13 protein-coding genes and 1 tRNA gene are annotated in these 12,608 nt (G+C 72.9%); 5 read left to right on the top strand and 9 right to left on the bottom strand.

Translation table 11 applies throughout. The features are described 5' to 3' along the window. The first annotated feature begins 13 nt into the window (after positions 1–13). From ACWC0C_RS06690 to ACWC0C_RS06675, 4 genes are all read left to right on the top strand, one after another. Positions 14–583: a helix-turn-helix domain-containing protein gene (locus tag ACWC0C_RS06690; RefSeq protein ID WP_450862139.1), complete on the top strand. Its 570-nt coding sequence runs from the start codon at positions 14–16 to the stop codon at positions 581–583. A gap of 2 nt (positions 584–585) precedes the next feature. After that, the gene (locus tag ACWC0C_RS06685; protein ID WP_450862271.1) at positions 586–1,101 is read left to right on the top strand and encodes an N-acetyltransferase family protein; all 516 of its coding nucleotides are present in this window, start codon (positions 586–588) and stop codon (positions 1,099–1,101) included. Positions 1,102–1,131: 30 nt separating this feature from the next. Further along, positions 1,132–1,491, top strand: a complete 360-nt coding sequence (locus ACWC0C_RS06680; RefSeq protein ID WP_449199088.1) for an MmcQ/YjbR family DNA-binding protein — start codon at positions 1,132–1,134, stop codon at positions 1,489–1,491. A 95-nt stretch (positions 1,492–1,586) separates the two neighbouring features. Next, the gene (locus ACWC0C_RS06675; RefSeq protein ID WP_450862137.1) at positions 1,587–2,870 is read left to right on the top strand and encodes an MFS transporter; all 1,284 of its coding nucleotides are present in this window, start codon (positions 1,587–1,589) and stop codon (positions 2,868–2,870) included. Between the two features lie 56 nt (positions 2,871–2,926). On the opposite strand, the gene ACWC0C_RS06670 is transcribed toward ACWC0C_RS06675, so the two are convergent. Continuing rightward, on the bottom strand, positions 2,927–3,841 hold the full coding sequence (locus ACWC0C_RS06670; protein WP_450862136.1) for a transketolase family protein: 915 nt from the start codon (positions 3,839–3,841) through the stop codon (positions 2,927–2,929). Positions 3,842–3,872: 31 nt separating this feature from the next. Beyond that, positions 3,873–4,580, bottom strand: coding sequence for a transketolase (locus ACWC0C_RS06665; RefSeq protein ID WP_450862135.1), 708 nt, complete (start codon positions 4,578–4,580; stop codon positions 3,873–3,875). A gap of 125 nt (positions 4,581–4,705) precedes the next feature. On the opposite strand from ACWC0C_RS06665, the gene ACWC0C_RS06660 reads away from it, so the two are divergent. Next, positions 4,706–4,782: transfer RNA gene (locus tag ACWC0C_RS06660), tRNA-Pro, on the top strand. Between the two features lie 28 nt (positions 4,783–4,810). On the opposite strand, the gene ACWC0C_RS06655 is transcribed toward ACWC0C_RS06660, so the two are convergent. From ACWC0C_RS06655 to ACWC0C_RS06625, 7 genes are all read right to left on the bottom strand, one after another. Continuing rightward, positions 4,811–5,833, bottom strand: a complete 1,023-nt coding sequence (locus ACWC0C_RS06655) for an MASE1 domain-containing protein (protein WP_450862133.1) — start codon at positions 5,831–5,833, stop codon at positions 4,811–4,813. A gap of 85 nt (positions 5,834–5,918) precedes the next feature. Next, positions 5,919–7,196 carry a PP2C family protein-serine/threonine phosphatase gene (locus ACWC0C_RS06650; protein WP_450862269.1) on the bottom strand — a complete coding sequence of 426 codons (1,278 nt, stop codon included), beginning with the start codon at positions 7,194–7,196 and terminating at the stop codon, positions 5,919–5,921. 254 nt (positions 7,197–7,450) lie between these two features. Continuing rightward, positions 7,451–8,245 (bottom strand): COG4705 family protein, encoded by a 795-nt coding sequence (locus ACWC0C_RS06645; RefSeq protein WP_450862131.1) that lies wholly within the window; start codon positions 8,243–8,245, stop codon positions 7,451–7,453. A gap of 212 nt (positions 8,246–8,457) precedes the next feature. Next, the gene (locus tag ACWC0C_RS06640; RefSeq protein ID WP_450862267.1) at positions 8,458–8,985 is read right to left on the bottom strand and encodes an NUDIX hydrolase family protein; all 528 of its coding nucleotides are present in this window, start codon (positions 8,983–8,985) and stop codon (positions 8,458–8,460) included. A gap of 16 nt (positions 8,986–9,001) precedes the next feature. Beyond that, on the bottom strand, positions 9,002–10,177 hold the full coding sequence (locus ACWC0C_RS06635; protein ID WP_450862129.1) for an amidohydrolase family protein: 1,176 nt from the start codon (positions 10,175–10,177) through the stop codon (positions 9,002–9,004). A 2-nt stretch (positions 10,178–10,179) separates the two neighbouring features. Then, on the bottom strand, positions 10,180–11,583 hold the full coding sequence (locus tag ACWC0C_RS06630) for a glutamine synthetase (RefSeq protein ID WP_450862128.1): 1,404 nt from the start codon (positions 11,581–11,583) through the stop codon (positions 10,180–10,182). A gap of 86 nt (positions 11,584–11,669) precedes the next feature. Further along, positions 11,670–12,482 (bottom strand): SAM-dependent methyltransferase, encoded by an 813-nt coding sequence (locus ACWC0C_RS06625; RefSeq protein WP_449199096.1) that lies wholly within the window; start codon positions 12,480–12,482, stop codon positions 11,670–11,672. Between the last annotated feature and the right edge of the window lie 126 nt (positions 12,483–12,608).

Raw genomic sequence — 12,608 nt, 5'->3', positions numbered from 1 at the left:
TAGCGTCCCGGATATGAGAAGCCCAGAGGATCCCCTCGACACCCGCATCGGCGCCCGGCTGACCGAACTGCGCGCCCAGCACGGCTGGTCCCTGGGGGAGCTGGCCGAGCGCAGCGGGGTGAGCCGGTCGACCCTGTCACGCGCCGAACGCGCGGAGACCAGCCCCACCGCCGCCCTGCTGAACCGGCTCTGCCATGTCTACGGCCGCACCATGTCCCAACTGCTCAGCGAGGTCGAGGCCGAACCCGCGCCGCTGGTGCGCGCCGCCGACCAGCAGATCTGGGAGGACCGGGGTTCCGGCTTCGTCCGGCGCTCCGTCTCCCCGCCGCACGCCGGCCTGCGCGGCGAACTGGTCGAGGGCCGGCTCGCGCCCGGCGCCGACATCGCCTACGACCGCCCGCCCGTGACCGGCCTCGAACAGCATCTCTGGGTGCTCGACGGCGCCCTGGAGGTGACCGACGGGCAGCAGGTCCACCACCTCGACCCGGGCGACTGCCTGCGGATGCGGGTCTTCGGCCCGACCCGGTTCCGCTGCGCCGGACCCGTCGAGGCGCGCTATGTGCTTGCGGTGGTGCGACCGTGAGGGTGGAACGCTGGAGCGCCGCACAAGTACGGCAGCGGGCACGGGAGTTGGCGGAGCTGCTGGCCGACACCGTGGCCGGCGGTGCCTCGGTCGGCTTCCTGGCACCGCTCGCCCACGACGACGCCGTCACCTGGTGGCGGGAGCGGGCGGAGGCTACGGCGGCGGGGCGGCTCGCCGTATGGGCGGCCCTCGACGACACCGGCCGGCCGGCCGGCACCGTGAGCCTCGCCCACCCTGACAAGCAGAACAGCCGCCACCGCGCGGAACTGGTGAAGCTGATGGTCCACCGCTCCGCGCGCGGACAAGGACTCGGCCGCCGCCTCCTCACCACCGCCGAGGACGCGGCCGCTGCCGCCGGGATCACCCTGCTCCACCTCGACACCGAGACCGGCAGCCCCGCCGAGCACCTCTACCGCTCGGCCGGCTGGACCCCGGCCGGCACCATCCCCGACTACGCGGCTTCTCCCACGGGGGAGCTGCGGCCGACGACGCTGTATTTCAAGCGGCTTCGAGGGTGACTGTCAGTGCCGGGAGCTACGGTGCGTTGCATGCCGGATGCTGAAGACGTACGCCGTATCGCCCTGTCCCTGCCGGACACCACGGAGAAGATCGCCTGGAGCATGCCCACGTTCCGGGTGGCCGGGAAGATGTTCGCGACCCTGCCCGAGGACGAGACGTCCATCGCCGTGCGCTGCCCCAAGGAGGAGCGCGACGAACTGGTGCAGGCCGAGCCGGGGAAGTTCTGGATCGCCGATCACGAGGCCCAGTTCGCCTGGGTGAGAGCGAGACTCGCCGCACTGGAGGACGAGGACGAGCTGCGGGACATCCTCGCCGACTCCTGGCGCCAGGCGGCCCCGCCCCGACTCCTCGACGCCTACCCCGAGTTGGGGCTGCCGCCCGGGAAGTGAAAATGCCCCCTGCGCGCGAGCCGGGCATGGCATGATCCCGCGCGGCGCGGCCGGGACGGGCCACCGCAGGGGGCGGCGGGGAGGGAGCATCCGCGATGACGGGAACGGACTCACGGGACGGCATCACCACGCGGGGGGCAGCCGGCGTCGGGACCGGCGGGCAGGGCGTCTGGTCACGTGACTTCGCGCTGTTCTTCGTGGCCAGGGCCGTCGCCCGGCTCGGCGACACCATGCTGCCCGTGGCCCTCGCCGCCGGCCTGCTGGAGCACGGGTACGGCGCGGGCGCGGTCGGCCTCGCCATGGCCTCGACGGCGGCCGCGTTCGCCGGTCTCGTCGTCTTCGGCGGGGTCATCGCCGACCGGTTCAGCACCCGCAGGCTGATGATCGGCGCCGACCTGGTCCGGCTCGTCACCCAGTCCCTCGCCGCGGGCCTGTTCTTCGCCGGGCACGTGGTGCTGTGGCAGATCTGCGCGATCGGCGTCGTGGGCGGTGTGGCAGGCGCGGTCTTCCAGCCGGGCGTGGCCAGTACGGTGCCCCGGCTGGCCGCCGACGTCCAAGGTGCGAACGGCGCGATCCGCATCGCCGAGTCCGCGGCCCAGCTCGCCGGCCCGGCCGTCGCCGGCCTCCTGGTCGGCTTCGCCTCGCCCGGCGGGGTGTTCGCCGCGCACGCCGCCACCTACGCGGTCAGCGCCCTGTGCCTGCTGCTGCTCCGGCTGCCACCGCTGCCCGCGGGCACCCGTGCCGCCACCGCCCGCGGGATGCGTGCCTTCCGGGCCGATCTGGTCCAGGGCTGGCGGGAGTTCCGGTCCCGGCCCTGGCTGTGGGGCGTGATCGCGGTCTGGTGCCTGTACATGATCGCGGTCTGGGGCCCGAGCGTCCCGCTCGTGGCCACGGAGGTCGTCCAGCAGCACGGCGCGAGAGCCTACGGCCTGGTCAACTCCGCGCTGGGCGCGGGCACGGTCGTCGGCGGCCTGCTCGCCCTCCGGCTCCGGCCCCGCCGCATGCTCCGCGCGGGCGCGCTCTCCCTGTTCGCCTTCTTCGGCTTCCCGGCGGCCGTCGGCGCGGGCCTCGGCGTGCCGGCGATGGCGGCCGGGGCGGCCGTGGCCGGCGCGGGGATGTCGTTCTGGGGCGTGATGTGGGCGACCAGCGTCCAGACCCAGGTCCCGCCCGATGTCCTCAACCGCATCCACGCCTACGACGTGGCGGGCTCCCTCGCCATGATGCCGGTGGGCCAGGCCCTCGCGGGCCCGGCGGCCGACGCGCTCGGTGCCGGTCACGTCCTGCTGATCTCCGCCGCGACCAGCCTGGCCGTGGCCACGGCGCTGCTCGCGGTTCCGGCGATACGCGACCTGGTCCGGGCGGATGCGCAGGCGCCCTGAAGGGGCGTGGGGAACTGCGCGATCAGCCCCCACGCGCCCGCAGTCGCGCACGGCGCTCATCCGGCCCGGCGGGTGGGCGCCGCGAACCGTACGATCTGCTCGCGCAAGGCCGCCGGGTCCAGCCCGTGCGCGATCATGTGTTCCTCGATGGTGCCGTAGCGGCGCAGCTCGCGGCGGCCCACGCCGAGGCCCAGGACGCGGTGCGGTACGTCCGTGAGGGCCTCGCTCACCGCCGCCGTCGAGGTGCCCGCGAGATACGGTTCGACCAGGACGACATCGGCGCCCGCCGACTCCGTGGCCCGGCGCAGCCCTGCCGCGTCGAAGGGCCGTACCGTCGTCGCGTACAGCACGGTCACGTCCAGGCCCTCCGTTGCGGCGAGGACCGGGTCCAGCAGCGGTCCCACGGCGACGACCACACCGCGCCGGCCCTCGCGGACCGTGACGAGGCGGTTGCCGTCGACCACCCGCCCCTGCCGGTTGGACTGCACGGACAGCCGTACGTAGACCTTGTCGTCGCCCGCCGCGACCGCGTGGTGCAGCAGTGTCTCGGCCTCGTCCGGATGCCCGGGCACATGCACGGTCCAGCCGTCCAGGGTGTCGAGGAGCGCCACGTCACCCGGGGCCATGTGCGTGTAGCCGCCGGCCGGCCAGTCGAAGGAGGCCGCCGCGCTCACCAGCACCGCCCCGGTGTCCTGGTGCCCGAGGTCCAGCTTGACCTGCTCGAACGGCCGCTCCACCAGGAAGCTGGCGAAGGTGTGCACCACGGGCCGCAGCCCGGTCAGCGCCAGCCCTGCCGCCGCCCCGACCAGCAACTGCTCGCGGATGCCGACATTGATCACCCGGTCGGGATGCCGGGCCATGGCCTCGCGGAAGCCGTCCTTGCCGATCTCGGCGAGGACCACCGCGAGGCGCGGGTCCTCGTCCAGCAGCCGGGAGACGACGGGGGCGAAACGGTCACGCATGGTGTCCATGAAGCTGTGCCCTTTCCAGGAGCGGTGAGAGTCAGACGGTCTTCGGCTCGACCCGGGCCACGACGACGTGCGGCCGTCCGGGATGGGGAGCGGTGAACGCGGCGTACAGGGCCTCGTGATCACGCCCGTCGACCGTCACCGCCGACCAGCCCGCCGCCTCGAACCGGGCGGCGATCCCGCCGGGCCGGGCATGGCTGGCGGAGGAGTTGTCGACCACGATCGTGTGCAGCCGCTCCAGGCCGGCGGGCCCGGCGAAGGCGATCGCCTCGTGGTTGCTGCCCTCGTCCAGCTCGGCGTCCCCGATCAGCACCCAGACCGCCGGATCGCGCAGCCCCTGCGCCCGCAGCCCCAGCGCGCTGCCCACCGCGATCGGCAGCCCGTGCCCGAGCGACCCGCTGCCGATCTCGGCGCCCGGCACCAGCACCCGGTCCGGGTGATGCCCGAGCGGGGAGCCGTACGACCCGAATCCGGGCAGCCACTCCACCGGCACGAACCCCTTCGCGGCCAGCACCGCGTAGTACGCCATGGGTCCGTGCCCCTTGCTCAGCAGGAACCGGTCCCGGACCGGATCGTCCCGCCGCTCGGGCGTCACCCGGAGCACCCGGTCGTACAGCACCCACAGCACGTCGAGGGTGGAGGTGGCCGCCGGGCCGTGCTTCTCGTCGCCGGTCATGAGACTCATCAGCCCGGGCAGGTCGTCGTACCCGTACGTGCGGCTTTCGTCCGCTGTGATCGTCATGCTGAAGAGCGTGTAACCTCAACCAAGCTTGAGGTCAACCGGGAAAGTGATGCGCGACCACCGAGCGGAGTGCGGTATTGTTTCCCTGCACGTTTCGACCAGGGAAACCCCAGGTCAAACGGCACCGGGACGTGGCGCAGCTTGGTAGCGCACTTGACTGGGGGTCAAGGGGTCGCAGGTTCAAATCCTGTCGTCCCGACCAGCTTTGATGCCGGTCGGAGGCCGTCTTCTCAGGGATGAGGAGACGGCCTTTGTCGTGTCCGCGGGTCGTCCTGCGCCCCCTGTGTGTCGGGGAGCGCCGGGCGGCGGTCGCCGGCGGCGATCTTGGCCGCCATCGAGGCGAGCTGCCCGCAGGCCCGCGCGATCTCGCGCTGGGTCTGGTTCCGCTCGCTGACGACCGCCGCGAGCAGGAGCGCGGTCAGCGCGGCGGAACCGTTGAAGGCCTGCAGGGTGATCATCCTGGTGAGCAGGTCGTGACCGGCGAACGGGCCTGATCTCTCGGCCCCGGCGATGATCGCGAAGGTCGACGTGGCGAGCGCGCAGGGCGCGGCGCCGGCCAGCTGGAAGCGGAAGGCCGCCCAGATCAGCAGCGGGAACCCGAGGAACAGCAGGGGAGCGTGACTGATGACGAGGAATCCCACACCGGCCGTGGCCGTCACAAGCAGCAGGGACTCCGCCCACCGGGACGGCGGCGCCTTCCCCGGCAGGCGTGCCGAGCGCAGGACCAGCAGGACCGGCGTGACCACTAGGACGCCCATCGCGTCGCCGGTCCACCAGACCGACCACGTCGGCCAGAAGTCGCCGGTGCTCAGCACCCCGGCGAGGACCAGGGTCCCGCTGCCCGTCGTCGCGCTGACCAGCATCCCCGTGAACCCACCGAGAAAGATCAGTGCGAGCGCGTCCCGCAGCCGGTCCAGTTCCGCACGGAATCCCGTACGGCGCAGCAGCAGGTAGGAGCAGACGGGCGCGAGGGTGTTGCCCGCCACGATGCCGAGTACGGCCGGGAGCGAGGGCCCCAGCGAGAAGTTGACCAGGAACGCGCCCAGTGCGATACCGGGCCAGACCCGCGGGCCGCGCAGGAGCAGGCCCGCCACCGCGATACCGCTCGGCGGCCACAGCGGGGTGACCTGGCCGCGTACCAGCTGCTGGAGCAGTCCCAGCCTGGCCGAGCCGTAGTACAGCGCGGCGATGGCACAGATCTCCAGGGCGGCCGGACCACTGCGCCGGAGTCGTTGGTGCGGCGCGACAGCCATAGGGCGACCTCCGGGGTGACATCGCCCCGAACCCATCATCCGCCGGATCCCCCGGATCCTCCACGGCAGGCCGCCGGCCCGAGGGTCAGGCGGGCGGGGTGCGCAGGGCGAGGATGGCCATGTCGTCGTGCCCGTCGCTGGGGTGGTGATCGGCGAGTGTCCGGACGAACTCCGGAAGCGGGAGGGCGGCATGGACCGCGGCCAGACCGGCGAGTTCGCTCAGACTCTCGTCGATGGAATGGCCGGGATGCTCGATCAGCCCGTCGGTGAAGAAGACGACGGTGGCCTCCGGGGGCAGGAGGCGGGAGTGGTCCGGGCGGGGCTGCTTGGTGTCGACGCCGAGCGGCAGTCCGGGCTCGGCGAGCAGACAGACCACGTGGTGTTCACGGGTGACCAGCATGGGCGGGACGTGGCCGGCGGTGCTCCAGCGCAGTCGCCAGCCCGACCCTTCCGGTTCGATGCGGGCCAGTGTGGTGGTCGTGATGCGATTGTTCCGGACCGTCTCCAGGGTCCGGTCGAGCTGGGAGAGGACCGCTCCGGGCGGACTGCTCCGGTCGATGACGAGGGCGCGCAGCATGTTGCGGATGGCGGCCATGGCGGCCGCGGCCTGCAGATCATGGCCGACCACATCGCCGATGACCACCGCCACGACGTCGTCGGACAGCGGGATGGCGTCGTACCAGTCCCCGCCGAGCTGACTGGGCTCGGCGGCGGGCCGGTAGATCGCGGCGGCGGTGAACGGCCGCAGGTCGGGCAGTGTGGGCAGCAGAAGCCGCTGGAACTGCTCGGCCCCGACGCGAATCCGTTCGAACAGGCGGACCTTTTCGATCGCGATGCCGGCGGCGCTGGCCAGGGCGACGACGACGTTCTCGTCGTGCATGTCGAAGGGCTGTCCGTCGCGCCGCTCGGAGAGGTAGAGGTCGCCGTAGATCTCGCCGCGCACGGCGATGGCGACGCCGAGCAGGGTGCGCAGGTGCGGGTGGCCGGGCGGGAATCCGGCGGAGGAAGGGTGGCCCTGGATGTCGTCGATCCGCAGCGGGCCGGGGTAGCGGATCAGGTGGCCGAGGACGCCCAGACCACGAGGCAGTCCGGCCTCGGCCAGGGCAACGCGTTCCTGCTCGGACAGACCGGCCGAGATGAACTGCTCCAGGCATTCTCCGGACTCGTCGAGCACGCCGAGGGCTCCGTAGCGGGCGCCGACCAGGTCCATGGCGGTCGTCACGATACGGTGCAGCACCGCGGGCAGTTCCACCTCACGGCTGATGGACACCACCGCGTCCAGCAGGCCCTGCAGCCGGTCCATGGAGGTCAGCAGGGCGCGCAGCTGCTCGTCGATCCGGCCCAGCTCGGAACGCAGCCGCATGTGCAGGTCGGGGAGGTACGGCTGGCCGGGCTGTCTCCCCGCCTTCTCTCCCGCCATTGCGGCCTCCTGACACGACCCCTGTCCTTGCGGGTGTCCCTGAGGGACGACGGCGTGACACGGCCCGTCAGCACAAACGTCCACTTCGATTGTGGCATCGGCGCCCTGGCCAGGTCGTGGGCCGGCGGCCGGTGGCGCAGGGGAAAGGGCCTCGCCGGCGCTGCCGGGCGAGGCCCTCTCCTATGCTGCGGGCGGCTTCAGACGGCGCGGACGTCCCGCCGCGACATCGCCAGGAACGCCACGAAGCCGACGATCGCCACCGTCCAGGACAGCGTCACCGGACCCAGGCCCCAGTCCAGGCCGCCCCGCTTGACCGGCAGAGCCATCCAGTCGGCGAGGGACGCGCCGAGCGGGCGGGTGATGACGTACGCCGCCCAGAACGCGGTCACCGCGCCCAGCAGGCTCGTGCGGTGGGCGACGGCCGGGACGCAGATCGCCACGGCGAACAGGGCGACCGAACCCAGGTAGCCGAGGCCGATGGTGGCGGTGAGGTCGCCCGCGGCGGTCCCCAGCGCGAAGGTGGCGAGGACGGCCGCCCAGTAGAACAGCTCGCGGCGCCGGGTGCGGATGGAGTGGATGGACAGGGTGCGCTCGGAGGCGTACCAGAGGGCGAAGACGGCGGCCAGGGCGAGCAGGAACAGCGGCGTGGACAGGGTGTACGGAACCCCGAGGCCCACGTGGAGCACGTCCGCGGCCATCGTGCCGAACACGCTGACCATGACGATCGCCGTCCAGTAGATCCAGGCCACGTACCGGCGGACGGCGAACTGGAGCACGAGCGACGCCGCGAACGCGAGACCGCCGAGGCCGACCGCCGGGATCGGGCCCAGCAGATGGGCCAGGAAGTCGGAGGCGGTCTCGCCCATGCCGGTGGTGAGGACCTTGACGATCCAGAAGTAGACGGTCACCTCCGGCACCTTGTTCGCGCTCTCGCGTATGCGCGCGCGTGCGTGATCGCGGGTCGGGTGGTCGAGGACGTGCTCTGTGCTCATGGCCCGCACACTCGCACGCCCAACTGCCTTTTCCCCAGCCCCCTTTGCCATTGTTTTGGGGCTTCTGGTGCTGCTGTTGCCACGGGTCGCCGCGAGCCTGAACGCAACCTGAACGCGTCGGCGAAAGCCCTGGTCGGCGGCCTGACCGGCCTGATAGACAGGCGGGTCAGGCGCCGCCGCCGGCAGAGTGGGCGGGAGGGCGGGCCACCAGGTCAGTACGTCAGGCCCACGTGCGCGAGCGCCTGCTTCAGCAGCACCCCGTGCCCGCCCGGCATCTCGCTCTGCAGGGCCGGGGAGGCGGCCTCCTGGGGGCTGAACCAGACGAGGTCCAGCGCGTCCTGACGCGGTCGGCAGTCGCCGGTGACCGGGACGATGTAGGCCAGGGACACCGCGTGCTGGCGCGGGTCGTGGTAAGGGGTGATGCCCGCCGTCGGGAAGTACTCCGCGACGGTGAAGGGCTGGAGCGAGGTGGGGATGCGGGGGAGCGCGACCGGGCCGAGGTCCTTCTCCAGATGGCGCAGCAGTGCGTCGCGGACCCGCTCGTGGTGCAGGACGCGGCCGGAGACCAGGGTCCGGCTGACCGTCCCGTCCGGGCCGATCCGCAGCAGCAGTCCGATGCTGGTGACTTCGCCGCTGTCGTCCACGCGCACGGGCACGGCCTCGACGTACAGGATCGGCATCCGGGCCCTGGCCATTTCCAGCTCGTCCGTGGTCAGCCAGCCGGGCGTGGTCTCGGTCATGTCAGACATTGCTTGATCATACTTTCCGGGTGCGGCGCCCGCTGGGATCTCGGGCCGGGGCGGATACGAGTGGTCCGTACAGGCGTAGGGCGTTGTCGCGGCCCGTCCAGGCCGCGATCCGCAGGGCGTCGGGCAGGCTCAACTCGTCGGCGTCGACGCGGGCCTGGAGCAGGTCGGCGAGGCCCCGCCGGAAGCACAGGGCGCCGAGGAGGTGGAATTCGGCCACCCCGTAGGCGTCGGAGGAGTACAGCAGTTTGCGGAACGGGGTGATCTCCAGCGCCTCCTCCAGCACCGCACGGCAGCGGGCCGGGCCCGTGTGGTGCAGGGCGAGGCCCACGTCCAGGTACACCTGCTCGAACACCGCGGCCAGGTAGGCGGCTTGGCGGTGGTACGGCCAGCAGTGCAGCAGCAGGACGGGGACCGTGCCGGAGGTCAGGCGGAGCCAGTCGGTCAGCAGGGCCGGGTCGGCGTGGTGCAGCCGCAGGTCGGCGTCGCCGAAGCCGGTGTGCAGCTGCAGCGGCAGGCCCAGGTCCACGGCGGTCCACAACAGGTGCCGGACCAGGACCGGGTCGGTGAGCCGGCCGCCGCCCGCGAGCCAGTGCCGGGCGGCTTCGGTCACCTCGGCCTCCGCCGGGCGCGCCGGGTCCAGGGCGAAGCCGGTGCGGTAGGCGGCCACCGACTTCACCGCCACCACACCCGGCCGGCGTACGGCGTCCTCGGCGGCCGTCCGGAACGCGGCCGCGTACTCGCCCGGCTCGACGCCCCGCCCGGCCACCGCCTCCGCCACCTGCTCCAGGCGCACGACCTCATAGGCGGCGGCACCGGCGGCCCGCGCCAGTTCGGTGGGCGAGGTGAGCGGGTGCGGGGCGTAGCCGGTGTCCACGAAGAACGCCTCGGCTCCGGCGGCCGTCAGGAAGCGGCGGTTGACCTCCCGCCAGCCCAGCTCCGTGCGGCGGCCCAGGTAGTCGGCGGGCGGCGCATGCCGGGGCAGGTCCAGCACAGGTGCGCAGTGCCGGCGTACGGCCACGCCCACCGGAGTGTCGAACGGCGAGACGCCGGGCCAGGCCTCGCCCTCGGTGAGCAGCGAGGCGAACGCCTGGGGGCCGAGGTCGGCCGACACCGCGCCGTGGCAGTGGTGGTCCACCAACTCCAGCTCGGCGAGGGCCTCGTGGACCGGTCCCGGCGTGGCCATGGTCAGTACACCCAGCGGTAGGCCGCCGCCACCCGGGCATCGTCCAGGTCCTCGGCGGCCGCCGCCTCGCCGAGCCGTACGGCGCTCACCGCGTCCGCCAGGACGGGGCCCAGCGCGGCCCGCAGCACCTGGTCCGCCCGGAATTCCTCGACGGCCCCCGGCAGCGACCGCGGCAGCCGCCGCACTCCGCGGGCCGCCGCCTCGTCCGTGCCGTACCGGACCGGGTCACCGGTGACCTCCTCCGGGAGGGCGCGGGCCGAGGCGAGCCCGTCGAGGCCGGCGGCGATGACACAGCCGAGGGCGAGATAGGGGTTGGCGGCCAGGTCGACCGGCTTCACCTCCAGGTTGGCGTCCTGCTCGCGGCGGCCCGCCGTGCCGGTGACCAGCCGCAGCGCTGCCTCCCGGGTCTCATGGCCCCAGGCGGTGAACACCCCGGCCCACTGGGAGGGTTTGAGCCGCAGGTAGCTGGCCGGGCTCGGCGCGGTGACCGCCGTCAGTGCCGGGAGGTGGGCCAGGATCCCGGCCGTGAAGGACTCCGCCTCGGGTGTCATGCCGTACCGGCGCCCGCCGCCCGCGTACAGGTTCACGCCCTCGCGCCAGCAGGACAGGTGCAGATGGCCGCCGTTGCCGACGCCCTCGGCGAACACCGCGGGCGAGAACGACACCCTGAGGCCGTGCCGCTGCGCCACCGCCCTGATCGTCTGCCGTACCAGCACGCTCTGGTCGGCCGCCGCCACCGGGTCCAGTGCGTGCACCGAGACCTCGAACTGCCCGGCGGCGTACTCGGGGTGCAGCTGGTCGACGGCCACGTCCTGGGCGGCCAGCGCGGCCAGCAGATCGGCGGTGCAGTCGCTCAGCTCGACCTGCCGGATCGCGCCGTACGCCGGTCCGGACACCGCCGGCACGAACTCCCCGGGCGGCGCCGAGCCGAGCCCGACCGCCCACTCGACCTCGATCGCCGCCTTGAAGGTGAGGCCGTGCCGTTCGGCGGCGTCGGCGACGATCCGGCGCAGAAAGGTTCTGGCACAGCCGGGGTGCCGGGCGCCCTCCTGGGTGATCCGGTCCACCGGCGCCCACGCCCAGCCGGGCTGCCCGGCCAGCGTGACCAGCTGGTCCAGGTCCGGATAGAGCCGCAGGTCACCGTCCGGGGAGCCGAGGACGTCGGTGGTGACGATCGAGTCGCCGGCGAGGAAGGTGTCGAACACCGGGGACATGCCGACGCCCCAGGACACGGCCGCCTCCAGCCGCGCCGCCGGGATCGTCTTCACCCGGCACACGCCCGCGGTGTCCACATAGGCCAGCACGATCCCGCGCACGTCCTCGGCGGCCAGGCGCGCCATGAGTCCGGCGACCCGGCGCAGATCCTCCGGGCGCCCGCCGGGCACGGGGTCGGCAAGGGTGGTCATCCGTCCTCCTCGGCCATGCGTCCTGCTGGGCTGTACGTCCTCCTGGGCTGTACGTCCTCCTCGGCGTGGGTCCGTCCGGTGCCGGCTCAGGGCTTCACGGCCACCGCGCCGTACTGCGGCACCACGGCGGCGGACGCCGACCCGGCGCGCCACTGCGAGCAGGGCACCAGGCCCGGCTCGACCAGCTCCAGGCCGTCGAGGAAGCCGGAGATCTCCTCGCGGCTGCGAGCGGTGATCGGCGGGGTGGCGTTGGCGTTCCAGAACTCCATCGCGGCCCGGTTGCCCTCGCCGCCCACCTCGGCGTCGTAGGTCGGGTGGGTGAGGACGAGGTGGCTGCCCGGGGGCAGCGCCGCCATCAGCCGCCGCACGATGTCCCGGGCCTCGCCGGTGTCCAGGACGAAGTTCAGGATGCCCAGCATCATCAGCGCGACCGGCCGGCCGAGATCCAGGGTCTCGGCGGCGCCCTGCAGGATGACGTCCGGGTCGCGCACATCGGCGTCGATGTAGTCGGTGACGCCCTCGGGGGAGCTGGTGAGCAGCGAGCGGGCGTGCACGAGGACGATCGGGTCGTTGTCGACGTACACGATCCGTGACTCGGGGGCGATCCGCTGCGCGATCTCGTGGGTGTTGTCCACCGTCGGCAGGCCGGTGCCGATGTCCAGGAACTGCCGCATCCCGCGCTCGGCGGTCACGAACCGCACGGCACGGGCCAGGAACTCCCGGTCCGCGCGGGCCACCTCCCGGATCACCGGGAACATCCCGGCGACGTGCTCACCGACCCGCTGGTCGACCTCGTAGTTGTCCTTGCCGCCGATCCAGTAGTTCCACACCCGGGCGTTGTGCGCCACGGAGGTGTTCAGCTTCCCCGGTCCGCCCGTCGGGGACTGGCCCTCGGTCACGTCGCCGCCCTTCTCCGGTTGCGGGTCTCCGCCGTCATTGTGCCGCCCGTTGATCGCGCTGTCCCGGGAAACGCCTACCGTGGGCGGTTCGGGGCCGCTCCGGGCCGGGCCGGCGCATGAGGAACA

Source organism: Streptomyces sp. NPDC001709 (assembly GCF_053596375.1).
This window is presented reverse-complemented; position numbering and strand designations above follow the sequence as displayed.